Here is a 26,331-nt window from a genome sequence, read left to right on the forward strand (position 1 = left end):
GGCCCGCGTCGGCTGGGGCCCGGCCCGGAGGGACCGGCCCTGACGTCCGAGTGCGGCGTCCTCGTCCAACGTGCGTGACCGACGTCACACCCGTGTCAACACCCTTTCCCGTGCGCGGCGGGATCACAAGGGGTGAACGGCAAACAACCTGCTTCTGTCCGCCGCGCGGAACCGCAAACTCGGGCCTGACCGCGCCGGGTCGGCGGCGGCACTACGATTGGGCGCGCCAACGGCGGCCCCCTGGCCGATGCCGGCGGCCCCACTTCCGGCAGCAGGAGAACGGACGGCGATGCTCAACAGAATCAGGCCCGCGCTGGGGCGCGTCCTGACGCCCATCGGACGGACGGTCGCGCGGACCGGGGTGTCGCCCAACGCCATCACCGTCATCGGCACCGCCGGCGTCGCCGCGGGCGCGCTCGTGCTGTTCCCGCGCGGGGAGTTCTTCTGGGGCACGATGGTGATCACCGCGTTCGTGCTGTTCGACATGCTCGACGGCGCGGTCGCCCGGGTCACCGGCAAGATCTCCAAGTTCGGCGCGTTCCTCGACTCCACCATGGACCGGGTCGCGGACGCCGCGATCTTCTCCGGGCTGATGATCGGGCTGTACCGGGACGGGCAGCACGGCCTCGCCGGTGTCGCCCTGTACTGCCTCGTCGCCGGCGTCGTGGTGTCGTACGCCAAGGCCCGCGCCGAGGGCCTCGGGTACACCTGCAACGTGGGCATCGCCGAGCGCGCCGAACGCCTGATCGTCGCCCTCGTGGCGGCCGGGTTCGACGGCCTCGGCGTCCCCTACATCCTGGCGGTCGCGCTGTGGGCGCTGGCGGTGCTCAGCACCGTCACGGTCGGGCAGCGGTTCGCGACGGTCTACGCCCAGGCGAAGGAGGACCCCGCGCCGAAGCCCGCCGCGTCCGGTCCCGCGCCGGGATCGGGGGCGTCCGCCGCCGGGAACGAAGAGGACGAGGAGAACGGCGAGAGGGCGCACGCGAAGGCGGGCCCGCAGCCGCGCCGGTGACCCCGCCGCGCCGAACGCCGTACCCGTGACCGGGCCGCGCCGACGACCAGGCCGCGCCCAGGAGGGAGCCGTGCCCGTGACCGCGCCCGCAGGCGGCTCCGCGCCCGCGTCGCTGCGCGACGAGGTGATGGACGCCGCCTACGCGCTGGGCTGGACGGTCGTCCGCAAGATGCCCGAGGGCGCCGCCCGGCTCGTGTTCACCGCGGTCGCCGACCGCGCCTGGCAGGCGCACGGCGGCGGCGTGCGGCAGCTGGAGCGCAACCTGTGCCGCGTCCTCGGCAAGGACGCCGTGGACGACGAGGTCCGCGTCCTCAGCAAGCGCGTGCTGCGCTCGTACGCCCGGTACTGGCTGGAGGTGTTCCGGCTGCCCGAGTACGGGCGGGAGCGGATCGTCGGCCGGATGCGGGTCACCGGCGAGAAGAAGATCTTCGCGAACCTGGAGGCCGGCCGCGGCGTGGTCCTCGCGCTGCCGCACATGGGCAACTACGAGCACGCGGGCGCCTGGCTCGCCGCCTGCGGGCACCCGTTCACCACGGTCGCCGAGCGGCTCAGGCCCGAGTCGCTGTTCGACCGGTTCGTGGAGTTCCGCGAGAGCCTCGGCATGGAGGTCCTCGCGCACACCGGCGCGTCCGCGTTCGGCCGGATGGCGCAGCGGCTGCGCGCCGGGCGGCCCGTCTGCCTGGTCGTCGACCGCGACCTCACCGCGAGCGGCGTCGACGTGGAGTTCTTCGGCGCCACCGCGCGGATGCCCGCCGTTTCCGCCGCGCTGGCGCTGCAGACGGGCGCCGCTCTCATTCCCGTGACACTCTGGTACGAGGGGAAGTACTGGGGAGCGCGCGTCCACGAGGAGGTCCGGGTCCCGGACGGGGGCGCCAGGCGGGAGAAGATCCAGACCATGACGCAGGAGATCGCGCGGGTCTTCGAGGCGGGCATCGCCGCCCACCCGGAGGACTGGCACATGCTGCAGAAGGTCTGGGTGGACGACCTGGACCCGGCCGGGCCGGGGAAGGCGCCCCGGTGAACGTCGGCATCGTCTGCCCCTACACCTGGAACGTCCCGGGCGGCGTCCAGCAGCACATCCGCGACCTCGCCGAGGCGCTGATCGCGCTCGGGCACCGGGTGTCGGTGATGACGCCCGCCGACGACGACGCCGACCTGCCGCCCTACGCCGTGCCGGCGGGGCGCGCCGTCCCCGTCCCCTACAACGGCTCGGTGGCGCGGCTGGCGTTCGGGTTCCTGTCCTCCGCGCGGGTGCGCCGCTGGATCAACGAGGGCGGCTTCGACGTCCTGCACGTGCACGAGCCCGCCGCGCCGTCGCTCGGCCTGCTGGCCTGCTGGGCGGCGGACGGGCCGATCGTCGGCACCTTCCACGCCTCCTACGAGCGGTCCCGCGCGCTGTCGGTGACCGCGCCGATCCTGCGCAGCGCGCTGGAGAAGATCAACGGCCGGATCGCGGTGTCCGAGGCGGCCCGCACCAGCCTGGTCGAGCACCTCGGCGGCGACGCGGTGCTGATCCCGAACGGGGTCGCCACCGAGCGGTACGCGATGGCCGACCCGCTGCCGGGCTGGCGGGGCCGGGAGGGCGCCGGGAGCGCCGGGCGGGCCCGGGACGGCGGCGAGGCGCTCGGCTTCCTCGGCCGGATGGACGAGCCCCGCAAGGGCCTGCCGGTGCTGCTGCGCGCCTTCGAGATCCTCGGGCGCCGCCGGCCGGGGCTGCGGCTGCTCCTCGCCGGGCCGGGCGACGCCGACGACGTGGCCGCCCGCGTCTCGCCGGAGCTGCGCGACCGGGTGATCGTGCTCGGCATGGTGAGCGAGGAGGACAAGATCCGCGCCTACCACTCGGTGGACGCGTTCGTCGCGCCCAACCTCGGCGGCGAGAGCTTCGGCATCGTGCTCGCCGAGGCGATGTCGGCGGGCGCCCCGATCCTCGCCAGCGACATCGAGGCGTTCGACCGGGTGCTGCTCGGCGGCCGCGCCGGGGTGCTGTTCCCCGCCGGCGACCACGAGGCCCTTGCCGCCGCTGCCGCCGCCCTGCTCGACGACCCGGCCCGCCGCAAGCAGCTGTCCGCGGAGGCCCGCGCCGCCGTCCGCGCCTACGACTGGTCGTCGGTGGCCCGCGACGTGCTGCGGGTCTACGAGACGGTCGCCTACGCGGGCGCGGGCGTCGTCGAGTCCGGCTCCGGCGCCTGAGGAACGGTCCCATGCTCTACCACTGGATCGTCGACGTGCTGTTCTGGGTCGCCGTCGTGTTCCTCGTCGGGGTGTACGTGTCGTGGCGCGCCACCCGGCTGGACCGGCTGCACGTCCGCGTCGAGACCGCCCGCGCCGCGCTGGACGCCGCGCTGGTCCGGCGGGCCGCGGCCGCGCTGGAGCTCGCCGCGTCCCGGCTGCTGGACCCGGCCGCGAGCCTCGTGCTGGCCACCGCCGCGCACGAGGCCCGGACGGCCGACGCCGACAACCGCGAGTTCGCCGAGAGCGATCTGTCCCGCGCGCTCCGGGCCGTCGCGGACCAGCCCGACTTCGCCGGGACGGTCGCGGGGGAGGGCGGCGACGGCACCGACGTCCTGGAGGAGCTGTCCTCGTCGGCCGCGAAGGTCGCCTATGCCCGCCGCTTCTACAACGACGCCGTCGCGCAGGCGCGGGCCGCGCGCCGCAAGCCGCTGATCCGCGTCCTGCCGCTGGCCGGCCGCGCGCCGCTGCCGGACTTCTTCGAGATCGACGACGACCCGCCAGGGATCTGACGCCCGCCGCGAAGCCCGCCGCGGAGCCCCCGGCGCGCCTTCCGCCGCGGCGAGGGCGCGCCTTCCGCCGCGCCGTCCATCGTGCCCTCGCCGCCGAGTTGATCGCCTGGAGGCCGTCCCCGCGTACAGCGGACCGGGCGAACGCGTCATTTCCGTTCGCTACCCTCGGGCAGATCGCCGCAAAGGGAGGGTTATGCGACACGCGTGGCACAGGACGGTACGAGGCCGGGCGGCCGTGGGGCTCGGTGCCGCCGTGCTCGGCACCGCGCTCGCGGCCTGCTCCGACTCGCACGGACCGGGCACCGCGGCGCCGCCGAGCGCGCACGGCGGGACGGCGTCCGGGACCCCGGCGCCGACGACGCACCCGTTCAACGGCGGCACCACCGGGCTGGCCAACCCCGTCCTCGCGGTGAAGATCGAGAACACCAAGCCCGCGCTGCCGCAGGCCGGGGTGTCGGCCGCCGACATCGTCTACGTCGAGCAGGTGGAGGGCGGTGAGACCCGGCTGATGGCGGTCTTCTCGTCCAAGCTGCCCAAGCGCGTCGGACCGGTCCGCAGCGCCCGCATCTCCGACCTGCACATCCTCCCGCAGTTCGGGCATCCCGCCTTCGCGTTCTCCGGCGTGCAGAGCAAGATGAAGAAGTACATCCGCAAGGCGCCGGTGTACGACATCTCACAGGAGAACGCGGGTTCCGCCTACTCCCGCTCCAGCGCGCGGCAGATCCCCTACAACCTCTACGGCGACCCGAAGGCCCTGCTCAAGAAGGCGCCCAAGGCGTCCGCGCCGCACGACATCGGCTTCCGCTTCGGCCCGGCGCCCGAAGGCGGCAGGCCGACGAGTTCGTTCACCGCGAAATGGCCGGCGGCGACCATGGGGTTCACGTGGTCGGCCAAGCAGAAGCGCTGGCTCGCGAGTTGGGGCGGCAGGCCCGACACCGCGGCCGAAGGCGGACGGCTCGGCGGCGCCACGGTCGTCGTCCAGTACGCGAAGACGACCCGCTCCCGGTTCCACGACTTCCTCGGCAGCTACACCCCGCTCATCCAGACGACCGGCACCGGCCGCGCCGTCGTGCTGCGCGACGGGAAGTCCTATGACGCCAAGTGGTCGCGCCCCTCGGAGACCGCCGGGACCACCTACACCACCGCCGACGGCAAGCCGATGACCTTCGCGCGCGGACAGGTCTGGGTCGTCCTGCTGAACGACGGCAAGCCCCACATTCCATAGCGCCGGAGGCGGCCGGTCAACGGCCAATTTCCGGCCATTGGCCTGCCCCGGAGGGGCGTCGAAAAGCCCCGCTAGCAGGCAATATCATGGGGAGCGACCTGTCGTCCGCGCACGTGAGGAATGCCCGTGTCCACTTTGAATTCCGCCCCGGAGAACGCGCCCGAGACCGGCACCGCCCGCGTCAAGCGCGGCATGGCGGAGATGCTCAAGGGCGGCGTGATCATGGACGTCGTCACCCCCGAGCAGGCGAAGATCGCCGAGGACGCCGGCGCCGTCGCGGTGATGGCCCTGGAGCGGGTGCCCGCCGACATCCGCGCCGAGGGCGGCATCTCCCGGATGAGCGACCCCGACATGATCGACGGCATCATCTCCGCCGTGTCCATCCCCGTGATGGCCAAGGCCCGCATCGGCCACTTCGTCGAGGCCCAGGTGCTGCAGGCCCTCGGCGTCGACTACGTCGACGAGTCCGAGGTGCTCACCCCGGCCGACTACGAGAACCACATCGACAAGTGGGCGTTCACCGTCCCGTTCGTCTGCGGCGCCACCAACCTCGGCGAGGCGCTGCGCCGCATCACCGAGGGCGCGGCGATGATCCGCTCCAAGGGCGAGGCCGGCACCGGCGACGTCTCCAACGCCACCACGCACATGCGGCAGATCCGGCAGGAGATCCGCCGGCTCCAGTCGCTGCCCGAGGACGAGCTGTACGTCGCGGCCAAGGAGCTCCAGGCCCCGTACGAGCTGGTCAAGGAGGTCGCACAGGCCGGAAAGCTGCCCGTGGTGCTGTTCACCGCCGGCGGCATCGCCACGCCCGCCGACGCCGCGATGATGATGCAGCTCGGCGCCGAGGGCGTGTTCGTCGGCTCCGGGATCTTCAAGTCCGGCAACCCGGCGCAGCGCGCCGAGGCGATCGTCAAGGCCACCACCTTCCACGACGACCCCGGCGTGATCGCCAAGGTGTCCCGGGGCCTCGGCGACGCCATGGTCGGCATCAACGTCGCCTCCCTCGGCGAGGACCAGAAGTTCGCCCACCGCGGCTGGTGAACGCCCCGGCGGGGCGCCGACCGCGGGTCCGGCCGCCCGGTCCGATGACCGGGCGGTCAGCCGGGTGGCCCCCTCCCCGCCGCGGCGCCGGAGGGATTACGCTTGCGGCGCGGCCGGTGAGGGACCGGGTCGCCGGGGCGGGCCCCCCGGAGACCGGGCGCCCCTGCGCGGTGCCCGGCCGCGGGAGGGGAGAGCATGGCTTGGTCCGTCGCGCTGGCGTGCGCGAGCGCGGGTGAACCCACCGAGGTGTTCCGGCCGGGCCTCGTGCCCGACCCCGACGCGGCCGCGCGGATCGCACGCGGCCTCTACCCGGCGGACACCCTCACCGAGACCGGCGACACAGTCCTGGACTTCGCGCTCTGGCCGTACGAGGACGAGCTGTTCGTCGGCGCGTTCGAGCGGGCGCTGCTGCTGTGCGACCGGCGGCTGTTCTGCCTGGACGACGACGCCCGCCGGATCGCCGACACCGCCGCCGCCGCGCTGCCCGGCGCGTCCTGCGGTGTGCTCGTCCTGCACACGGTCATCCGCGGCTGCTGGTTCCGCTGGTACACCGCCGGCGAGCTGCGCCGCGACGTGTTCGTCACCGCCGAGGACGGCGTCGTCGTCGACCAGGGCGAGCGGCTCCCCGCGGAGCGCCCGTTCTGGCGGGCCATCGACGCGGGCGCCCCGGACGTCCCGCTCCCGTTCGACCACGAGGAGTTCGGGCTCGCCCTCGCCGCGGCCCACATGTTCGGGCGCGGCATCGCCGACCGGGGCAAGGACGGCTTCCTGCCGCTGGAGCTCCCGCTCCGCCGCTTCAAGCACGCGTGATCTCACGCGAGCCCGCCCCAGGGTGCCCGGAGCACCCTGGGGAAGATCCACCGCGCCCTGCCACGTTGTAAGGAACGTCCAGGGTTTTGCCCATACCGCGCCAGCGCGACCCCGAGAGGTGTTCACCCACGTGACTGCTGCCGTACCAACGATCGGCGTCCTCGCCCTCCAGGGCGACGTGCGCGAGCACGCCCGCGCCCTCGAGCAGGCCGGCGCGCGCACCCTGAACGTGCGGCGCGCCGAGGAGCTCGACCGGATCGACGGGCTCGTCCTGCCCGGCGGGGAGTCCACCACCATGTGGCGGCTGGCGCGCGCGTTCGAGCTGCTGGAGCCGCTGCGCAAGCGGATCGAGGGGGGCCTGCCCGCCTACGGGTCCTGCGCAGGCATGATCATGCTGGCGGACCGGATCAGGGACGGCGTGGCGGGGCAGGAGACCGTCGGCGGCATCGACATGACCGTGCGGCGCAACGCCTTCGGACGGCAGGTCGACTCCTTCGAGTCCGACGTCCCGCTGACCGGTATGGGGGACACGCCGTACCACGCCGTTTTCATCCGCGCGCCCTGGGTGGAGTCCGTCGGCGACGCCGTCGAGGTCCTCGGACGCGCCGAGAGCGGGCCGAACGCCGGTAGGATCGTCGCCGTCCGCCAGGGTCGTCTCATGGCGACCTCCTTCCATCCGGAGCTGACGGGCGACTTCCGCGTGCACCACTACTTCGCCGATCTGGTGCGCCGGGCGATGCGCAAGGAGGATTGACTGAATGTCCGGCCATTCCAAATGGGCGACGACCAAGCACAAGAAGGCGGCCCTCGACGCCAAGCGGGGCAAGCTCTTCGCCAAGCTGATCAAGAACATCGAGGTGGCGGCCCGCACGGGCGGCGGCGACCCCGACGCCAACCCCACCCTCTATGACGCCATCTACAAGGCGAAGAAGAACTCCGTCCCCAACGACAACATCGAGCGCGCGCGCAAGCGCGGCGCCGGTGAGGAGGCCGGGGGCGCCGACTGGCAGAACATCACCTACGAGGGCTACGCCCCCGGCGGTGTCGCCGTGCTGATCGAGTGCCTGACCGACAACCGCAACCGCGCCGCGTCCGAGGTCCGGGTGGCCCTCACCCGCAACGGCGGCTCCCTCGCCGACCCCGGCTCGGTGTCGTACATGTTCAACCGCAAGGGCGTCGTGATCGTCCCGAAGGCGGGCACCTCCGAGGACGACCTGATGATGGCCGTCCTGGACGCCGGCGCCGAGGAGGTCAACGAGCTCGACGACGAGAACTTCGAGGTCGTCAGCGAGGCCGGCGACCTCGTCGCCGTCCGCAAGGCCCTGCAGGACGCCGGCATCGACTACGAGTCGGCCGAGAGCAAGTTCCTGCCGAGCGTGACCGTCCCGCTGGACGAGGACAACGCCCGGAAGGTCTTCCGGCTGCTGGACGCCCTGGAGGACTCCGACGACGTCCAGGACGTCTACGCCAACTTCGACGTCTCGGACGACGTGATGGAGAAGATCGACGCCTGAGCCGCGCCGCATGCCGTGAACGCCGCCGCCGCCCGGAAGGGCGCGGCGGCGTTCGGCTTCCCGGGCGGTCCGCGCCATGGTCTACGGTCGGGGATCATGGAGATCCGCGTACTCGCCACCGCCGAGGAGATGGCCGCCACCCGCGACATCCGCGCCCGCGCCTTCGGGCCGCTGCCGGACGCCGAATGGGAGGCCACGCTGCGCCGCACCGCGCCGGTGCTGGCGGCGGGACGGCAGTTCGCGGGCTTCGACGGCGAGCGGATCGTGGCGACGGCACGCATCCACGACATGACCCAGTGGTGGCACGGCCGGGCCGTGTCCACGGGCGGCATCGGCGGCGTCACCGTCGCGCCGGAGGAGCGCGGGCGGGGCCTCGGGCGCCGCCTGATGACCGAGGTCCTCGAACGCTGCGCCGGTTTCGGGCACGCCCTGGCGATGCTGTACCCGGCGACGACGCGGATCTACCGGTCGCTCGGCTGGGAGCACGCGGGCGCCCAGCACACGATCGAGATCCCGGCGGAGGCGCTGCGCGGCATCGCCGCCGACCGGGTGCCGGTGCGCCGCGCCGGCTCCGGCGACGCGGCCGAGGTCGCGGCGGTGATCGGCCGCGTCCACGCGTCCGCCGGGGACTGCGGGCCGATCGGCTGGCACGAGTCCATGTGGCCGGCGTTCCTCGACACCCCCGACGAGTACTGCTACCTGGCCGAGGACGGGTTCCTCGCCTACCGCTGGGCCGAGGGGAACGCGGCGCTGGAGGTGATCCGGGCGGTGGCCGCCTCCGAGCGGACGCTGCGCGTGCTCTGGGCCATCGTGGGGTCAGGCTCCTCGACGGCTCCCACGGTGAAGGCCTGTGTCTCGCCCATGGACCCGGTCCTGTGGCTGCCGGGGGAGCGGGAGAAGGAGATCGTCCGGCGCAGCCAGTGGATGCTGCGGGTGGTGGACGCGCCCGCCGCGATCGAGGCGCGCGGGTACCCGGAGGGCGTCGCCGCCGCGGTCCCGCTGGAGATCGACGACCCGCAGCGGCCGGGGAACTCCGGCCACTGGCGCCTGGAGATCAAGGACGGCGCGGGGCGCCTGGAACGCTCCCGCGAGGACGCCGCCGCCGTCCGCCTGGACGTGCGGGGCCTGTCCGCCCTCTACGCCGGCGTCCCGGTGGCGACCCTGCGCCGCGCCGGCCTGCTCGGCGGCGGGGACGCCGGGGCGCTCTCCGCCGCGTTCGCGGCCACGCCGTTCTCCCTCGACTACTTCTAGCGGGACACGCCCGCCGCACGTGAACGATGTCATCCTGAGTTGGTAGCGTGTTCGGCCGAACACATGATCGAAGGAGCGGCCGTGCGGGTGATGGGGGTGGACCCCGGCCTCACCCGGTGCGGGGTCGGGGTCGTCGAGGGCGCGCCCGGCAAGCGGCTGCACCTGGTGCACGTGTCGGTGGTGCGGACCGACGCCGACGAGGACCACGCGCTGCGCCTCCTCGGCGTCGAGCGGGGGATCGAGGCGCTGATGGACGAGCTGCGCCCCGACGCCGTCGCCGTCGAGCGGGTGTTCTCCCAGCACAACGTCCGCACCGTGATGGGCACCGCGCAGGCCGCCGGAATCGCGATGCTGGCCGCCGCCCGCCGCGGCCTGCCGGTCGCCCTGCACACCCCGAGCGAGGCCAAGGCCGCCGTCACCGGCAACGGCCGCGCCGACAAGGCGCAGGTGACCGCCATGGTCACCCGCCTGCTGCACCTCGACACGGCGCCGAAGCCCGCGGACGCGGCCGACGCGCTCGCCCTCGCCATCTGCCACGTGTGGCGGGGTAGCGCGCAGCGGCGGCTGGCGCGGGCACGCGTCTCGCGAATCGAGGACCTGGCGCGGGCCGAGCGCGAGCGGCTCGCCGCCCGGAACGCCGCCGCCCCCGCGGGCGGCCCCCCGGCCCCCCGGGGCTCTCGTCCGAAGGACCCGAGCAGAGGAGGAAGTGCCCAGTGATCGCCTTCGTCAGCGGCCAGGTGGCCGCCGCCGGGCCGGACGGCGCGGTGATCGACGTGCACGGCGTCGGCCTGGCCGTGCAGTGCACGCCCGCCACCCTCGCCGGGCTGCGGGTCGGCGACCAGGCGAAGGTGCCGACCTCGCTGGTCGTCCGGGAGGACTCGCTGACCCTGTTCGGGTTCGCCGACGACGACGAGCGGACGGTCTTCGAGCTGCTGCAGACCGCCAGCGGCGTCGGCCCCCGCCTCGCGCTGGCGATGCTCGCCGTGCACACCCCGAACGCGCTGCGCCGCGCCGTCGCCGCCGAGGACCTGACCGCGCTGACCAAGGTGCCGGGGATCGGCAAGAAGGGCGCCCAGCGGATCGTCCTGGAGCTGAAGGACCGGCTCGGCGGCCCCGTCGGCGACGGCCCCGCGGAGGTGCGGGCGCCCGCCGCGGCCGAGGCGTGGCGCACGCAGGTCCAGATGGGCCTGATCAACCTCGGCTGGTCCGCCAAGGACGCCGACGCGGCCGTCGACGCCGTCGCCGCCGACCTCGACGGCGCCGAGGCGCCCCCGGTCGCGGCGCTGCTGAAGTCCGCGCTGAAGAAGCTCGCCAAGTGATGCGCGCGAACGGCCGCGTCGTCGCCGGACTGAGGAGCGCAGGGAGCGTGCGAGCGGAGCGACGAGGGAAGCGGCGGCGTGGAAAGGCCGTTCGCCGCCGAGCGGAGGCGAGGCGATGAGCGGCGAGGCGGACCGGCTGGTCTCGGCGGACGCGGACGGCGCCGAGGAGCAGGTGATCGAGGCGGCGCTGCGGCCGAAGCGGCTCGAGGACTTCGTCGGCCAGGAGCGGGTCCGCGAGCAGCTGTCGCTGGTGCTGCACGGGGCGCTGCGGCGCGGCCGCACGCCCGACCACGTGCTGCTGTCCGGCGGCCCGGGGCTCGGCAAGACGACCCTCGCCATGATCATCGCGGCGGAGCTGGGCCAGCCGCTGCGGATCTCCTCGGGGCCCGCGATCGAGCGCGCCGGCGACCTCGCGGCGGTGCTGTCCACCCTCGCCGAGGGCGAGGTGCTGTTCCTGGACGAGATCCACCGGCTGGCGCGGCCCGCCGAGGAGATGCTCTACATGGCGATGGAGGACTTCCGGGTCGACGTCGTCGTGGGCAAGGGGCCGGGCGCGACCGCGATCCCGCTGGACATCGCGCCGTTCACGCTGGTCGGCGCGACGACCCGGGCGGGCATGCTGCCGGGGCCGCTGCGCGACCGGTTCGGGTTCGTCGCGCACATGGACTTCTACGAGCCCGCCGAGCTGGAGGTGATCGTCCGGCGGTCGGCGCGGCTGCTGGACGTGGAGATCACCGACGACGGCGCCGCCGAGGTCGCCGGGAGGTCGCGGGGGACGCCCCGGATCGCCAACCGGCTGCTGCGCCGCGTCCGCGACTACGCCGAGGTCCGCGCGGACGGCGTGATCACGCGGGACCTGGCCGAGGCCGCCCTGCGACTCTACGAGGTGGACGAGCGTGGTCTGGACCGGCTCGACCGCGCCGTCCTGGGGTCCCTGTTGCGCAAGTTCGGCGGGGGGCCGGTGGGGCTGTCGACGCTCGCGGTGTCGGTGGGGGAGGAGCCCGAGACGGTCGAGGTCGTCGCCGAGCCGTTCCTCGTCCGGCAGGGCCTGCTGGCCAGGACGCCCCGCGGGCGCATCGCGACGCCCGCCGCGTGGGCGCATCTCGGCGTCGCGCAGCCGCCCTCGTCGCCGATGGCCGGTACGCTGTTCGAGGTGGACGACGACGCCGATCGGCCCGAACAGTGATCATGTTGTAACGGGATGGGAACTTCCCGGCGTCGCGGATCGTCACGTCGTTGCCGGGGTCTCGCGTACTCTCTAGACTCCGGGACTTGGTTCCACCGTCTCCAGCCCGCGTTCCCCATGGGGTGGCCGATCCGGTCACAGGCTGGGCAAACCACATCGGAAGGATGCCCCAGTAATGGGCAGCGACATGATTTTGGCGGCTTCGTCCGGCGGCAGCGGGGGCTTCAACCTGCTGCTGCTCCTCGCCGTCCCCGTGGTCTTCTACTTCCTGCTCATCCGGCCGCAGAGCAAGCGGCGCAAGGAGCAGATGAACATGCAGAGCGCCATGGAACCGGGAGCCCGGGTGCTGACGACCAGCGGCATCCGCGCCACCGTGGTCTCCGTCGACGACGACGGTCTCCTGCTGGAGATCGCGCCGGGCGTCGAGGTCCACTTCGTCAAGCAGGCCGTCATGCAGGTCCTCAAGGACGACGAGCCGGAGGAGCTGGACGACGAGGCCGACGACGACGAGCTCGAGGCGGACGAGGACGACGAGCGCGTCGACCTGTCCAAGGACGAGCCGTCCGAGGTGGACCTGTCCAAGGACGCCGACCGCGTCGAGGACGCGGACCTCGGCGACGAGGACGAGGCCGAGGAGTCCAAGCCCAAGGCGAAGGCCAAGGCCGGGGAGAAGCCCTAGGCCTGACACGCCTCCGGCAACGACTCAAGGACGGGAAGAAAACGACCAGTGGCCTCGCCTAGCAACGTTCCCAAGCCCGGGCGCACGCTCTTCGCGCTCTTCGCGGTCATCGCGATCCTGGCCGGCGTCGCGCTCCTGCAAGGGCAGACCAAGCCGAAACTCGGCCTGGACCTGGCGGGCGGGACGACCGTCACGCTCACCGCCAAGACCGAGAAGGGCAAGAACCCGCCGGCGGACCTGATGGACCAGGCCGTCAAGATCATGACGCAGCGGGTCAACGGTCTGGGCGTGTCCGACGCCGAGGTCGCCAAGCAGGGCAGCAACAACATCGTGGTGAACGTGCCCGGCGAGGGGCAGGGCCGCGTCGTGGGGCTGATCGGCACGACCGCGAAGCTCCAGTTCCGGCAGGTGTTCGCCTACACCGACGGCAAGCCCACGGCGGGCGGGGCCACGCCCTCCCCGTCCGCGAGCCCGTCCGGCACGGCGAGCCCGTCCGGCAAGCCGACCGCGAAGCCGTCGGGGTCGGCGTCCCCGTCCGCGTCCGCCACGCCGCGCAAGCGCGCGGTGTCGGACGCGCTGGCGGCGCCGACGCCGAACCCGTCCGGCTCGGGCTCGCCGTCCCCCACGGCGTCCCCGTCCGCGTCGCCGTCGTCGCCGCTGGTGTCGCCGGCGCCGTCCACCGGCACCCAGACCTACCCGGGCGTCACCGACAAGGCGGTCATCCAGCAGTTCGAGTCGCTGGACTGCTACAACGGCGACCGCCACGCCCCGGGCGCGAACGACCCGAACCGCAAGTTCGTCGCGGCGTGCGCGCAGAAGGTCGAGAACGGCCAGGTCGGCAAGTACATCCTCGGCCCGGTCCGGGTGCTCGGCGAGAACGTCAAGAGCGCGACCGCGATGCCGCCGAACTCCCAGCAGGGCCAGGCGAGCTGGTCGGTGGCGCTGAAGTTCGACGGCAAGGGCGCCCGCCAGTTCGGCGACGTCACCACCGACGCGTCCAAGGCGTACCAGAGCGACTCGTCCTCGCCGCAGTCGCAGGTCGCGATCGTCCTGGACGGCCAGGTGGTCTCCGCGCCGCAGATCAACCAGGGCGCGATCACCGGCGGCAGCGCCAGCATCGACGGCCCCGCCGACAGCTTCACCCAGCAGTACGCGACCGACCTCGCCAACGTGCTGAAGTACGGGGCGCTGCCGCTGGAGTTCAAGCAGAGCTCCATCGACGAGGTGTCGTCCACGCTGGGCTCCGACCAGCTGACCGGCGGCCTGATCGCCGGCGCGATCGGCCTCGGCCTGGTCGTCCTCTACTGCATGCTGTACTACCGGGGCCTCGGCCTCGTGGCGGTGTCCAGCCTGATCGTCGCCTCCGTGATCACCTATGAGGCGGTGGTGATCCTCGGCGAGGGGATGGGCTTCCGGCTGTCGCTGCCGCACATCATCGGCCTGATCGTGTCGATCGGCATCACCGCCGACTCGTTCATCGTCTACTTCGAGCGGCTGCGGGACGAGCTGAGAGCGGGCCGCAGGCTCCGCTCCTCGGTGGAGAACGCCTGGAAGCGGGCGCGGCGCACCATCCTCGTCGCCGACGCCGTGACGTTCCTGGCCGCCGTGGTGCTGTACTTCCTCGCGGTCGGCGGCGTCGCCGGGTTCGCGTTCGCGATGGGCCTGACCACGCTGATCGACATCGTGGTGGTGTTCTTCTTCACCAAGCCGATGGTGGCCCTGCTGTCGCGGACGAACTTCTTCGGCCGCGGGCATCCGATGTCCGGGCTGGACGCCAAACGGCTGCGCCGCAACCTGCAGGACGCCGACGGCGTCGCCGCCCGCAAGACGAGCCAGGAGGCCTGAGCCATGGGGCTGCGCGCGGTCCTCTCCCGGATCTACCGGGGTGAGATCAGCGCCGACATCGTCGGCAAGCCGAAGATCTGGTACTCGCTGTCCGGGGCGCTGCTGATCCTGTCGATCGCCGGGCTGCTGATCCAGGGCCTCAACTTCGGCGTGGAGTTCAAGGGCGGCTCGGTCTTCACCTTCAAGTCGCCGAGCTCCTCGATCGAGCAGGTGCGCGGCGCCGCGTCCGACGGCGGCGCGCACGACCCGATCGTGCAGAAGGCCGGCGACGACTGGCGGGTCACGACCCAGAGCCTGTCCTCGGACCAGGTCACCCAGGTCAAGGCGACCATCACCAAGGAGCTGAAGGTCCCCGCCAGCAAGGTCAGCACCCAGGTGGTCGGCGCCTCGTGGGGCGGGGAGATCCAGAAGAAGGCGTGGCAGGCGCTCATCGTCTTCATGATCCTGATCATCGGCTACCTGTCGGTGGCGTTCGAGTGGCGGATGGCGCTCGCCGCCGTGGTCGCCCTCGTGCACGACCTGGTCATCACGGCGGGCGTGTACGCCTGGTCCGGGTTCGAGGTCACGCCCGCGACGCTGCTGGGGTTCCTGACGATCCTCGGATACTCGCTGTACGACGCGGTGGTCGTGTTCGACATGATCAAGGAGGTCACCAAGCCGCTCGGCCCGACCTCCAGGACCACCTACAGCGAGGCGGCGAACCAGGCGCTGAGCAGCACCCTGGTCCGGTCGCTGAATACCTCGCTGGTCGCGATCCTGCCCGTCGGCGCGATCCTGTTCATCGGCACCACGCTGTTCGGCGCGGGCACGCTGAAGGACCTGTCGCTCGCGCTGTTCGTCGGCATGATCATCGGTACGTACTCCTCGCTGTGCGTGGCGACGCCGCTGCTGGTGCAGCTCAAGGAGCGCGAGCCGAAGTACAAGCAGATCCGCGCCAACATCGCCCGCCGCGAGCAGAGCGCCAAGCGGCAGGCCAGGAGCGCGAAGGTCAAGGCCGCGACCGGGGCGTCCGGCGACGCGCCGCCGGACGACGGGCCGGACGACGGCGACGACGACGCGCCGGCCTCCGAGGAGCTGCCGTCCGGCGTGACCGTCCGGAAGGTCGTGCAGACGGGACCGCGGCAGCAGCCGCGCCGCGGCACCCGCCAGCAGCGCCGCGGCAAGTAGAGCAGGACGCGCCGTGCCCGCGCCGGTCACCCACCGTGGTGACGGGCGCGGGCACGGCGCGGTCATGAGCGGGATCACGTGGGATTCGTCACAGGGAGTGAAACGGTGGACCTCGGCAAGCTGATCCAGGAGCGGATCCGCGACGTGGACGACTATCCGAAGCCGGGCGTGGTGTTCAAGGACATCACCCCGCTGCTGGCCGACCACGTCGCGTTCGCCGGGGTCGTCGACACGATCGTCAACCACCACGGCCGCGGCACCGTCGACAAGATCGTCGGGATCGAGGCGCGCGGGTTCATCCTCGCCGCGCCGGTCGCCTACCACTTCGGCGCCGGCTTCGTCCCGGTGCGCAAAAAGGGGAAGCTGCCGTCGCGGACGCACGAGGAGACCTATGATCTCGAGTACGGGACGGAGACGATCGAGATCCACGTCGACGCCTTCGAGCCCGGTGACCGGGTGCTGATCGTCGACGACGTGCTGGCCACCGGCGGGACGGCCCGGGCCGCCGCCGAGCTGGTCCGCCGCGGCGGCGGGGAGGTCGTCGGCCTGTCGGTGCTGCTGGAGCTGTCGTTCCTGCACGGACGCGACAAGCTGGGGAATCTGGACGTCCACTCATTGGTTACGGTCTAGGACGAAATGCCCGGCGGATACACTGGCCACCAGGATCCGCCGGAGACGGGTGCGTCCCGCCGGCGCGGAGGCGGCGCCCGCGAGGGCTGAGGAGGCTGGGTGCGCGGTGAGGTGGTATCGACCGGAGCGGTGACCGACGCCGCCGTGGACGCCGCGGACGAGGCCCGCCGGGAGCGGGACGCCGCGGAGCCCGCAGAGCGGACCGGTGCGCCCGCCGCCGGCCTGCGGCGCGCCCCCGACGAGCCCGCCGCCCGCCCGCCCGCCGACGGCCCGGAATCCGCCGACGGCCCGGAATCCGCCAACGGCCCGGAATCCGCCAACGGCCCGGAGCCCTCCACCGCCCAGGAGCCCTCTGCCGGCCAGACGCCCTCCACCGGGCAGGAGCCTTCCGACACCGGATCGCCGCCCGCCGACACGTCCGCCTCCGGGACCTCCGACGCCGGGACCTCCGACGCCGGCTCGCCGCCCGCCGACGAGTCCGCCGCGCGGCCGTCCGGGTCGTCCGGGTCGAAACCGTCCGCACCGAAACAGGCGGCGACGAGACCGTCCGCCGCGAAACCGTCATCGCCGCGAACGACCGCGGACAAGCCGCGGGCCACGGCGTCCCCCGCCGACGGAGCCGCCGACGCGGCGGCCGCGGCGGCCCGCCCCGTCCAAGGGCCGGCGACGCCGCCGGCGCCCGCCGCTCCGGGAGCCACGCCCTCCGATGTCCAGTCCAGGCCGACGCCGGCCGCGATCCCACCGTCCGCCGCCCGGGTGCGCCGCAGGCTCGCCAGGCTGGGCGCCCAGCGGGGGCCCGCTATGAACCCGGTACTCGAACCGCTCATCAAGACCGTCCGCAACACCCACCCCAAAGCGGACCTGCGGATGATCGAGCGCGCCTACGACGTCGCCGCGCACTACCACCGCGACCAGAAGCGCAAGAGCGGCGACCCGTACATCACCCACCCGCTCGCCGTCGCGACCATCCTCGCCGAGCTCGGCATGAACACCGAGACGCTGTGCGCGGCGCTGCTGCACGACACCGTCGAGGACACCGAGTACACCCTCGACGAGCTGCGCACCGACTTCGGCGACGAGATCGCCGCGCTCGTCGACGGCGTCACCAAGCTCGACAAGGTCAAGTACGGCGAGGCCGCCGAGGCCGAGACCGTCCGCAAGATGGTCGTCGCGATGTCCCGCGACATCCGCGTCCTGGTGATCAAGCTCGGCGACCGGCTGCACAACATGCGGACGCTGCGCTACATGCCGCGGCACAAGCAGGAGAAGAAGGCCCGCGAGACCCTCGAGGTGTTCGCGCCCCTCGCGCACCGCCTCGGGATGAACACGCTGAAGTGGGAGCTGGAGGACCTCGCGTTCGCCACGATGTACCCCAAGCGGTTCGACGAGATCGCCCGGCTGGTGTCCGAGCGCGCCCCGCGCCGCGACGTCTACCTGCAGGAAGTGATCGAGAACGTCTCCACCGACCTGCGCGAGGCCCGGATCAAGGCCACCGTGACCGGCCGGCCGAAGCACTACTACTCGATCTACCAGAAGATGATCGCCCGCGACGTCAGCTTCGACGACATCTACGACCTGGTCGGCATCCGGGTCCTCGTCGACAGCGTCCGCGACTGCTACGCCGCCCTCGGCTCGATCCACGCGCGATGGAACCCGGTCCCCGGCCGGTTCAAGGACTACATCGCGATGCCGAAGTTCAACATGTACCAGTCGCTGCACACCACGGTCATCGGCCCCGAGGGCAAGCCCGTGGAGCTGCAGATCCGCACGTGGGGCATGCACCGGCGCGCGGAGTACGGCGTCGCCGCGCACTGGAAGTACAAGGAGGAGACGGTCGGCGGCCGCAAGGCCGGCGACATGCAGTGGCTCCGCCAGCTGCTCGACTGGCAGAAGGAGACCGCCGACCCGGCCGAGTTCCTGGAGTCGCTCCGCTTCGACCTGTCGGTCTCCGAGGTGTTCGTGTTCACCCCGAAGGGCGACGTCATCGCGCTGCCGCAGGGCGCGACCCCCGTCGACTTCGCGTACGCGATCCACACCGAGGTGGGGCACCGATGTATCGGCGCCCGCGTCAACGGCCGCCTCGTCCCCCTCGAATCCACCCTCGACAACGGCGACACCGTCGAGGTCTTCACCTCCAAGTCGCCGGACGCCGGCCCGAGCCGCGACTGGCTCGGCTTCGTCAAGAGCGCCCGCGCCCGCAACAAGATCAAGCACTGGTTCTCCAAGGAGCGCCGCGACACCGCGATCGAGTCCGGCAAGGACTCCATCGCCCGCGCGATGCGCAAGCAGAACATGCCGCTGCAGCGGATGATGTCCGGTGAGGCGCTGCTCGCCCTCGCCCGCGACATGCGCTACACGGACGTGTCGTCGCTGTACGCGGCGGTCGGTGAGGGCCACGTGTCCGCGCAGACCGTCGTCCAGCGCCTCGTCGACGCCCTCGGCGGCGTGGAGAGCGCCGAGGAGGACCTCGCCGAGATCGCGCTCCCGACCCGCCGCAAGCGGGGTCGTCCCGCGGGCGACCCCGGCGTCGTCGTCGCCGACGACCCCGACGTGTGGGTCCGGCTGTCGCGCTGCTGCACCCCTGTCCCCGGCGACGACATCGTCGGCTTCGTCACCCGCGGCCACGGCGTCTCCGTCCACCGGGCCGACTGCGCGAACGTCGCCGCCCTGAAGGCGCAGCCCGACCGGCTGATCGACGTCAAGTGGTCCCCGGGCGAGGACTCGGTCTTCCTCGTCGCGATCCAGGTCGAGGCTCTCGACCGTCCGCGCCTGCTGTCGGACGTGACGCGCGTCCTGTCCGACCAGCACGTCAACATCCTGTCGGCGTCGGTCACCACCACCCGCGACCGCGTCGCCGTCTCCCGCTTCACCTTCGAGATGGGCGACCCGAAGCACCTCGGCCACGTCCTCAAGGCCGTCCGCTCCATCGACGGCGTCTACGACGTCTACCGCGTCACGAGCGGCGCCACCCGCTGAGAGACCCGAAAGGGGCGGTCACCGCGGAAGCGCGGTGGCCGCCCCTTCGGGGTCCTGTCCCGGTCAGCCCTCGGCGGGGGCGTCCTCCGGGATGACGTCGATGCCGGCCTCCTTGCGCTGCGCCGGCGTGATCGTCGTCGGTGCGGCGGTCAGCGGGTCGAGGCCTGACGCGGCCTTCGGGAAGGCGATCACGTCGCGGATGGTGTCCTGGCCGGCCAGCAGCATGACGGTGCGGTCCCAGCCGAACGCGATGCCGCCGTGCGGGGGCGGGCCGAACTTGAACGCCTCCAGCAGGAAGCCGAACTGCGACTCGGCCTCCTCCTTCGACAGCCCGAGCACGTCGAACACGCGCTGCTGCATCTCGGCGCGGTGGATACGGATGGAGCCGCCGCCGATCTCGTTGCCGTTCAGGACGAGGTCGTAGGCGTCGGCGAGCGCGGAGCCCGGGTCCTCGTGGAAGGTGTCGGCGAACTGCGGCTTCGGCGCGGTGAACGGGTGGTGCACCGACGTCCAGCCGATCTGCTCGCCCTTGTCGTTCTCGACCGGCTCGAAGATCGGCGCGTCGACGACCCAGACGAAGTTCCACGCCGACTCGTCGATCAGGCCGCGGCGGCGGCCGATCTCCAGCCGGGCCGCGCCGAGCAGCTCCTGCGTGGCGTGCCGCTTGCCCGCGCCGAAGAAGATCGCGTCACCGGGGGACGCGCCGGTCTTCGCGGCGAGCCCCTCCTTCTCGGTGTCGGACAGGTTCTTCGCGACGGGCCCGCCGAGCGTGCCGTCCTCCTGGACGAGGACGTACGCGAGGCCGCGGGCGCCGCGGGCCTTCGCCCAGTCCTGCCAGCCGTCCAGCTCCTTGCGGGTCTGGGACCCGCCGCCCGGCATCACGACCGCGCCAACGTACGGGGCCTGGAACACGCGGAACGACGTGCCGGCGAAGTACTCGGTCATGTCGGTCAGCTCGTTGCCGAACCGCAGGTCGGGCTTGTCGGAGCCGTAGCGGGCCATCGCGTCGGCGTAGGTGATGTGGGGGATCGGCCGGGGGATCTCGTACCCGGCGATGTCCTTCCACAGCCGCGCGATGAGGTCCTCGCCGACCTTCAGGACGTCGTCCTGCTCGACGAACGACATCTCGATGTCGATCTGCGTGAACTCCGGCTGCCGGTCGGCGCGGAAGTCCTCGTCGCGGTAGCAGCGGGCGATCTGGTAGTAGCGCTCCAGGCCGCCGACCATGAGCAGCTGCTTGAACAGCTGCGGCGACTGCGGCAGCGCGTACCAGTGGCCGGGCTTGAGCCGGACGGGGACGAGGAAGTCGCGGGCGCCCTCGGGGGTGGAGCGGGTCAGCGTCGGCGTCTCGACGTTGACGAAGCCGTGCTCGCGCATGACCTCGTGGGTGAGGAAGGACGCCTCGGAGCGGATCCGCATCGCCTGCGCGACGGCGTCGCGGCGCAGGTCGAGGTACCGGTACTTGAGCCGGATCTCCTCGTTGACGTTGACGTCGCCCTCGATCGGGAACGGCAGCGGCGCCGACTCCGACAGCACCTCGATGTCGGTGGCGGCGACCTCGATGTCGCCGGTCGGCAGCTCGGGGTTCTCGTTGCCGGCGGGCCGGACCCGCACCTCGCCGACGACCTTCACGCAGAACTCCGAGCGCAGGTCGTGCGCCGCCTCGTCCTCGCGGAAGACGACCTGCGCGGTGCCGGAGGCGTCGCGCAGGTCGATGAACGTGACGCCGCCGTGGTCGCGGCGGCGGCCGACCCAGCCGGCCAGCGTGACCTGCTGCCCGGCGTGCTCCTTGCGGAGCGTGCCCGCCTCGTGGGTGCGGATCATTTCTGAAGCCTTTCCTTCAACGTCGTGGTGAGGTCGGTGAGCGGGACGGCGTTCTGCTCGCCCTCGGCCAGATCCTTGACCTGGGCGACGCCGCCGGTGATATCTCGCTCACCGAGGATCACGGCGTACCGGGCGCCCGACCGGTCGGCGTCCTTCATGGCGCCCTTCAGCTTCTTGCCGCCGAACGACATGTCGGCGGCGATCCCCGCCCGCCGCAGCTCGGCGACCAAGGCGAACAGCCGGCGCTCGGCGGTGTCGCCGAGCGCGACCCCGAACACCTCGCAGCGCGGCTTGGGCGCGAACGCGGCGCCCTCGCCCTCCGCCGACCCGTCCTTCTCCGCCTCGGCGTCCAGCGCGAGGATCGTGCGGTCGAGGCCGAGGCCGAACCCGATGCCGGGCAGCGGCGGGCCGCCGATGTCCTCCGACAGGCCGTCGTAGCGTCCGCCGCCGCCGATGCCGGACTGCGCGCCGAGCAGCGGGTGGTCGAACTCGTAGGTGGTGCGGGTGTAGTAGTCCAGGCCGCGGACGAGGGTGGGGGTGTCCTCCCAGGCGATGCCGAGATCGGCCAGCAGCTCCCGGACCCGGTCGTGGTACGCCTTGCAGTCCGGGCACAGGTGGTCGGCCATCAGCGGCGCGCCCACGAGCTGCGCCTTCACCTGCGGGCGCTTGTCGTCCAGGACGCGCAGCGGGTTGATCTCGACGCGGGCGCGGGTGTCCTCGTCCAGGTCGAGCCCGCGCAGGAAGTCCTGCAGCAGCGCCCGGTAGGCGGGACGGCACTCCTTGCAGCCCAGCGAGTTCAGCAGCAGCCGTACCTGCGTGAGGCCGAGCGAGCGGTACCAGTTCGCGGCGATCGCGATGGTCTCCGCGTCGATCTGCGGGTCCTCGCTGCCGATCGCCTCCAGGTCGAGCTGGTAGAACTGCCGGTACCGGCCCTGCTGCGGGCGCTCGGCGCGGAACGCGGGCCCGCTCGTCCACACCTTCACCGGCAGCGCGCCCTTGTGCAGGTTGTTCTCCAGGACGGCCCGCAGCACCGTCGCGGTGAACTCCGGCCGCAGCGTCAGCGACCGGCCGCCCCGGTCCTCGAAGGTGTACATCTCCTTGGACACCACGTCGGTGGACTCCCCGACGCCCCGCCGGAACAGGTTGGTGTCCTCGAAGACGGCCAGCTCCAGGTAGCCGTAACCGGCCAGCCGCGCCTGCTCGGCGAACGCCTCGCGGATGGCGTAGAAGAGGTCCGCGCGCGGCGGAACGTACTCACTGACCCCCTTCGGGGCCCGGAAACTCGAACTCATGGTCTTTTCGGCTCAGAATCCCTTGTTGGGCCCGCCGGCGGGCTTCAGCTCCGCCAGGAACGGGTTGGTCGCGCGCTCGCGGCCGATTGTGGTCTGCGTGCCGTGCCCGGGCAGGACCGCCGTCTCGTCCGGCATGGACAGGCACACCCGGGACAGGCTCGCGAGGATGTCCTCGTAGGAGCCGCCGGGCAGGTCGGTGCGGCCGATCGACCCGGCGAACAGCAGGTCGCCGGTGAACATCACGTCCGGCAGCTCCTGCGTCTTCGGCGTCCGGAAGGTCACCGACCCGGGCGTGTGGCCGGGCGCGTGGTCGACGGTGAAGCTCAGCCCCGCCAGCTCCAGAACCGCGCCGTCCGCCAGCTCCTTCACGTCGTCCGGCTCCGTCAGCTCCAGGCCCCCGAACAGCTGCTGGCCGGGGCCCAGGGACAGCCCCTTGGCCGGATCGGTGAGCAGGTCGCGGTCGTCCGGATGGATGTAGGCCGGGACGTCCTTGGCGCCGCACACCGGCGCCACCGACCACACGTGGTCGATATGGCCGTGCGTCAGCAGCACCGCGACCGGCTTCAGCCGGTGCTCGCGCAGGATCTCCTCGATCCCGGCCTCGGCGTCCTGGCCCGGATCGACGATGACGCACTCCTCGCCCGCGGCGGGCGCCACGACATAGCAGTTCGCGGCGAACGATCCAGCGGGGAACCCGGCGACGAGCACGGTCGTCCTTCCTTAGAACCATCTCGGGTGGGCTTGTCCGAGCGTACCGGCGCGGCCACGGCCATCGCGAACGAGATAGGCCGATCGCCGTGTCGCGGCACCGTCCCCGGCGGGGGCGGCGGAGCGGCACGGGCCGCCGCGGCTTCCTCCACGTTCGTTCAGGCTGGAGTCCGTCGGGGGCGCGGGTGCCGCTACTATGCGCTGCACGTTCACCTGATCACAGCGGAAGGGCAGGCACGTGGCGGGGAAGGACCGCAAGAAGCAGCTCGCTCGGCAGCGCTACGAGCGGCAGCAGCAGGCGCTGGCGGAAGCGGCCGCCAAGGCCCGCCGCGTCAAGATCATCAGCTCCGCGGTGGCGGTGGCGGTCGTCGTGGTGGGCGGCGCGGCGGTCGTCGTGTACACCGGCAAGGACGACAAGTCCAAGGCCGACGGCCTCCACTGCTCCTACAACGCCGCGGGCCAGCCCGCCGGCAAGGTCAAGGACCTCGGCACGCCGCCGAAGAAGCCCGCCTACAAGGGCACCGTCCAGGCCACGGTGAAGACGAACCAGGGCGACGTCGTGATGGCCCTGGACGCCAAGGCCGCGCCGTGCACCGTGGGATCGTTCGTCCACCTCGCCCAGAAGGGCTTCTACGACGACACCCCGTGCCACCGGCTGACCAGTGGCGGCCTGAACGTCCTGCAGTGCGGCGACCCGTCCGGCAAGGGCACCGGCGGCCCCGGCTACGAGTACGCCAACGAGAACACGGCGAACGCCAAGTACACGGCCGGGACGCTCGCCATGGCGAACTCGGGCCCGGACACCAACGGCAGCCAGTTCTTCCTGGTCTACAAGGACTCGCAGCTCCAGCCCGACTACTCGGTGTTCGGCAAGATCACCAAGGGGCTGGACGTCCTGCAGAAGATCGCCAAGGCGGGCTCCGACCCCGCGGGCGACGGCGCGCCCAAGAAGAAGGTCACGATCCAGGACGTCACGATCGCCCCGGTTTAGGCGATCGGGATACTAAGGTGTGAGGGTCCGGAGGCCGTGAGCCCGATCGGACCTGCGATTCAGGAGGCAAGGGTGTCCAGCGCGACCGATCCCTGGGGCCGGGTGGACGAGGACGGCACCGTCTACGTCAGGACCTCCGACGGCGAACGCGTCGTCGGGTCCTGGCAGGCCGGCGCGCCCGAAGAGGCCCTGGCCTATTTCAAGCGCAAGTACGACGCGCTCGCCACCGAGATCGGCCTGCTCGAACAGCGCGTCCGCACCACCGACCTGCAGCCCGCGCAGGCCCAGCACAGTATCGCCCGGCTGCGCGAGGCCGTCGGCGAGGCGCACGCCGTCGGCGACCTCGACGCGCTCGCCCGCCGGCTCGACGGCCTGACCGAGCAGGTCGGCCGCCGCCGCGAGGAGGTCAAGGCCCAGCGCGAGCAGCACCGGCACGAGGCCCGCGAGATCAAGGAGCGGATCGTCGCCGAGGCGGAGCGGATCGCCGCCGAGGAGACGCACTGGAAGAACGGCGGCGAGCGGCTCCGCCAGCTCGTCGAGGAGTGGAAGGCCGCCGACCGCATCGACCGGCCCACCGAGACCGCGCTGTGGAAGCGGCTCTCCTCGGCCCGCAACGCCTTCACCAAGCGCCGCAAGGTCTACTTCGCGACCCTCGACGACCAGCGCGAGGAGGCCCGCCGGGAGAAGGAGCGCCTCGTCGCCGAGGCCGAGGCGATACAGGACTCGACCGACTGGGGCGAGACCGCCGCCGCCTACCGCGACCTCATGCGCCGCTGGAAGCTCGCCGGCCGCGCCTCCCGCGACGCCGAAGAGGACCTCTGGGCCCGCTTCAAGGGCGCCCAGGACACCTTCTTCCAGGCCCGCAGCGCCGCGTTCGCCGAACGCGACGCCGAGTTCCGCGGCAACGCCGAGGAGAAGGAGAAGATCCTCGCCGAGGCCGAGCGGCTGCTGCCCGTCCGGGACGTCCGGCAGGCCCGGCAGGCGCTGCGCGCGATCCAGGAGCGCTGGGAGGCCGCCGGCATGGTGCCCCGCGACCAGCGCGACCGCCTCGAAGGCCGGCTCCGCAAGATCGAGGAGGCCGTCCGGACCGCCGAGGAATCGGAGTGGCGCCGCACCAACCCCGAGGCCCGCGCCCGCGCCGAGGCCACCGTCAACCAGCTGCGCAGCTCCATCGACCAGCTGGAGAAGCGCCTGGACAAGGCCCGCGCCGCCGGCCGCGACAAGGACGTCAAGGACGCCGAGGAGGCGCTCGGCGCCCGCCGCGCCTGGCTCGAGGAGGCCGAGCGCACGCTCGCCGAGTTCTCTTGATTGCCCAGGGGGGCGACCCCCTGGAACCCCCGTCACGGTTGAGGGGCTGTTTCCCGCTCCGCTAGCGCTCCGCGCGAAACAGCCCCTCAACCGCCGGGCATGCCCGCTGCGCTCGCTGGCGCTCGCTCCGCGTGCCTGCCCGTGGCCGGGGCTGGGGTCTGGTCTTCCGTCGGGTGGTTCAGCCGGGTCTTCTCCGGGGGCGGCCGTTTCAGGTGACCGGGCGGCCGAGGAAGGCCAGGAGGCGGGTCTGCTCGTCGGCGCCCTGGGGGGCGGGGAGCTGCGGCGCCAGGCGGCCGGCCGTGCGCAGGTCGGCGGCGATCGTGTGCGCGGTCGCGAACGCGTGGTGCACCAGGTCCGGGTCCAGCCGGGACGGCTGCCCCGTGGCGCGGGCCAGGTCCCAGGCGTGCACCAGCGGCTCCAGGATGTAGCCCTGCAGGTAGTCGCCCAGCGGCAGCCACCCGAGCGCGCCGACCGGGACCGGGCGGCCCAGCCCCTCCGGGGTCAGCGCGGCGGCGGCCTCCTTGCGTGCCTCCCGCCACGCCGCCATCACGTCCCCGGGCACGAAGCGCGCCGGGTCGGTGCTGACGTCCGGCGCGGGCTCCCCGGTCGCCAGCGACCGGATCAGGTACTGCCCGCCGGTGACGTGCCCGGCGACGTCCCGCGCCGTCCAGCCGTCGCAGGGCGAGGGGGCGTCCCAGCCGTCCCCGGGGACGCCGGCCAGCAGACCTTCGAACAGGTCCAGTGCCCGGTGGTAACCGCTGAGGTTGTGAGCCATGGTGGTCAGTGACCCGCGATCGGACCCCGGTGTCAAG

Annotated in this window: 24 protein-coding genes; 20 read left to right on the top strand and 4 right to left on the bottom strand. The window is 72.5% G+C overall.

What is annotated here, in order from left to right; translation table 11 throughout:
- Positions 1-289: 289 nt before the first annotated feature.
- From pgsA to amrb99_RS14995, 18 genes are all read left to right on the top strand, one after another.
- Complete coding sequence (pgsA, locus tag amrb99_RS14910) at positions 290-1,012, top strand: phosphatidylinositol phosphate synthase (protein WP_190856543.1); 723 nt, start codon at positions 290-292, stop codon at positions 1,010-1,012.
- A gap of 76 nt (positions 1,013-1,088) precedes the next feature.
- Positions 1,089-2,033 (top strand): phosphatidylinositol mannoside acyltransferase, encoded by a 945-nt coding sequence (locus tag amrb99_RS14915; protein ID WP_347256680.1) that lies wholly within the window; start codon positions 1,089-1,091, stop codon positions 2,031-2,033.
- Positions 2,030-3,202 (top strand): glycosyltransferase, encoded by a 1,173-nt coding sequence (locus tag amrb99_RS14920; protein WP_190856544.1) that lies wholly within the window; start codon positions 2,030-2,032, stop codon positions 3,200-3,202. The genes amrb99_RS14915 and amrb99_RS14920 overlap by 4 nt, the downstream gene beginning before the upstream one ends.
- Before the next feature lie 11 nt (positions 3,203-3,213).
- Positions 3,214-3,753: a hypothetical protein gene (locus amrb99_RS14925; protein ID WP_190856545.1), complete on the top strand. Its 540-nt coding sequence runs from the start codon at positions 3,214-3,216 to the stop codon at positions 3,751-3,753.
- Between the two features lie 193 nt (positions 3,754-3,946).
- Positions 3,947-4,978 (top strand): DUF3048 domain-containing protein, encoded by a 1,032-nt coding sequence (locus amrb99_RS14930; protein WP_190856546.1) that lies wholly within the window; start codon positions 3,947-3,949, stop codon positions 4,976-4,978.
- 126 nt (positions 4,979-5,104) lie between these two features.
- Positions 5,105-6,019, top strand: a complete 915-nt coding sequence (gene pdxS, locus amrb99_RS14935; RefSeq protein WP_225991471.1) for a pyridoxal 5'-phosphate synthase lyase subunit PdxS — start codon at positions 5,105-5,107, stop codon at positions 6,017-6,019.
- 195 nt (positions 6,020-6,214) lie between these two features.
- On the top strand, positions 6,215-6,829 hold the full coding sequence (locus amrb99_RS14940) for a hypothetical protein (RefSeq protein ID WP_190856547.1): 615 nt from the start codon (positions 6,215-6,217) through the stop codon (positions 6,827-6,829).
- Positions 6,830-6,959: 130 nt separating this feature from the next.
- Positions 6,960-7,583, top strand: a complete 624-nt coding sequence (gene pdxT, locus amrb99_RS14945; RefSeq protein ID WP_190856548.1) for a pyridoxal 5'-phosphate synthase glutaminase subunit PdxT — start codon at positions 6,960-6,962, stop codon at positions 7,581-7,583.
- Positions 7,584-7,587: 4 nt separating this feature from the next.
- Entirely contained in the window at positions 7,588-8,343 is a 756-nt protein-coding gene (locus tag amrb99_RS14950) for a YebC/PmpR family DNA-binding transcriptional regulator (RefSeq protein ID WP_190856549.1), read from the top strand.
- Between the two features lie 96 nt (positions 8,344-8,439).
- Positions 8,440-9,594, top strand: a complete 1,155-nt coding sequence (locus amrb99_RS14955; RefSeq protein WP_190856550.1) for a GNAT family N-acetyltransferase — start codon at positions 8,440-8,442, stop codon at positions 9,592-9,594.
- A gap of 81 nt (positions 9,595-9,675) precedes the next feature.
- Positions 9,676-10,311 carry a crossover junction endodeoxyribonuclease RuvC gene (ruvC, locus tag amrb99_RS14960; RefSeq protein WP_190856609.1) on the top strand — a complete coding sequence of 212 codons (636 nt, stop codon included), beginning with the start codon at positions 9,676-9,678 and terminating at the stop codon, positions 10,309-10,311.
- Entirely contained in the window at positions 10,308-10,913 is a 606-nt protein-coding gene (ruvA, locus tag amrb99_RS14965; protein WP_190856551.1) for a Holliday junction branch migration protein RuvA, read from the top strand. Before ruvC ends, ruvA begins: the two co-directional genes overlap by 4 nt.
- A 115-nt stretch (positions 10,914-11,028) precedes the next feature.
- Entirely contained in the window at positions 11,029-12,099 is a 1,071-nt protein-coding gene (ruvB, locus tag amrb99_RS14970; protein WP_190856552.1) for a Holliday junction branch migration DNA helicase RuvB, read from the top strand.
- 175 nt (positions 12,100-12,274) lie between these two features.
- Entirely contained in the window at positions 12,275-12,778 is a 504-nt protein-coding gene (gene yajC / locus amrb99_RS14975; protein ID WP_190856553.1) for a preprotein translocase subunit YajC, read from the top strand.
- A 48-nt stretch (positions 12,779-12,826) separates the two neighbouring features.
- Positions 12,827-14,623 carry a protein translocase subunit SecD gene (gene secD, locus amrb99_RS14980; RefSeq protein WP_190856554.1) on the top strand — a complete coding sequence of 599 codons (1,797 nt, stop codon included), beginning with the start codon at positions 12,827-12,829 and terminating at the stop codon, positions 14,621-14,623.
- A gap of 3 nt (positions 14,624-14,626) precedes the next feature.
- Positions 14,627-15,790 (top strand): protein translocase subunit SecF, encoded by a 1,164-nt coding sequence (secF, locus tag amrb99_RS14985; RefSeq protein ID WP_190856555.1) that lies wholly within the window; start codon positions 14,627-14,629, stop codon positions 15,788-15,790.
- 105 nt (positions 15,791-15,895) lie between these two features.
- Positions 15,896-16,420 (top strand): adenine phosphoribosyltransferase, encoded by a 525-nt coding sequence (locus amrb99_RS14990; RefSeq protein WP_173100828.1) that lies wholly within the window; start codon positions 15,896-15,898, stop codon positions 16,418-16,420.
- A gap of 801 nt (positions 16,421-17,221) precedes the next feature.
- The gene (locus amrb99_RS14995) at positions 17,222-19,396 is read left to right on the top strand and encodes a bifunctional (p)ppGpp synthetase/guanosine-3',5'-bis(diphosphate) 3'-pyrophosphohydrolase (protein WP_190856610.1); all 2,175 of its coding nucleotides are present in this window, start codon (positions 17,222-17,224) and stop codon (positions 19,394-19,396) included.
- A gap of 63 nt (positions 19,397-19,459) precedes the next feature.
- On the opposite strand, the gene aspS is transcribed toward amrb99_RS14995, so the two are convergent.
- From aspS to amrb99_RS15010, 3 genes are read right to left on the bottom strand one after another with little or no spacing between them, the layout of a single operon-like run.
- Positions 19,460-21,220, bottom strand: coding sequence for an aspartate--tRNA ligase (aspS, locus tag amrb99_RS15000; protein ID WP_190856556.1), 1,761 nt, complete (start codon positions 21,218-21,220; stop codon positions 19,460-19,462).
- On the bottom strand, positions 21,217-22,512 hold the full coding sequence (gene hisS / locus amrb99_RS15005; protein WP_190856557.1) for a histidine--tRNA ligase: 1,296 nt from the start codon (positions 22,510-22,512) through the stop codon (positions 21,217-21,219). Before hisS ends, aspS begins: the two co-directional genes overlap by 4 nt.
- Positions 22,513-22,524: 12 nt before the next feature.
- Complete coding sequence (locus tag amrb99_RS15010; RefSeq protein ID WP_190856558.1) at positions 22,525-23,220, bottom strand: MBL fold metallo-hydrolase; 696 nt, start codon at positions 23,218-23,220, stop codon at positions 22,525-22,527.
- Between the two features lie 238 nt (positions 23,221-23,458).
- Here amrb99_RS15010 and amrb99_RS15015 point away from each other — a divergent pair, with 238 nt between their 5' ends.
- Together amrb99_RS15015 and amrb99_RS15020 are read left to right on the top strand one after the other, a co-directional pair.
- Positions 23,459-24,211 carry a peptidylprolyl isomerase gene (locus amrb99_RS15015; protein WP_190856559.1) on the top strand — a complete coding sequence of 251 codons (753 nt, stop codon included), beginning with the start codon at positions 23,459-23,461 and terminating at the stop codon, positions 24,209-24,211.
- A 72-nt stretch (positions 24,212-24,283) separates the two neighbouring features.
- Complete coding sequence (locus amrb99_RS15020) at positions 24,284-25,519, top strand: DUF349 domain-containing protein (protein WP_190856560.1); 1,236 nt, start codon at positions 24,284-24,286, stop codon at positions 25,517-25,519.
- Positions 25,520-25,727: 208 nt separating this feature from the next.
- Here amrb99_RS15020 and amrb99_RS15025 read toward each other — a convergent pair whose 3' ends face one another.
- Entirely contained in the window at positions 25,728-26,294 is a 567-nt protein-coding gene (locus amrb99_RS15025) for a TIGR03086 family metal-binding protein (protein WP_190856561.1), read from the bottom strand.
- Positions 26,295-26,331: the final 37 nt, after the last annotated feature.

Origin of the sequence: Actinomadura sp. RB99 (genome assembly GCF_014706005.1) — a bacterium.
Taxonomy (GTDB): domain Bacteria; phylum Actinomycetota; class Actinomycetes; order Streptosporangiales; family Streptosporangiaceae; genus Spirillospora.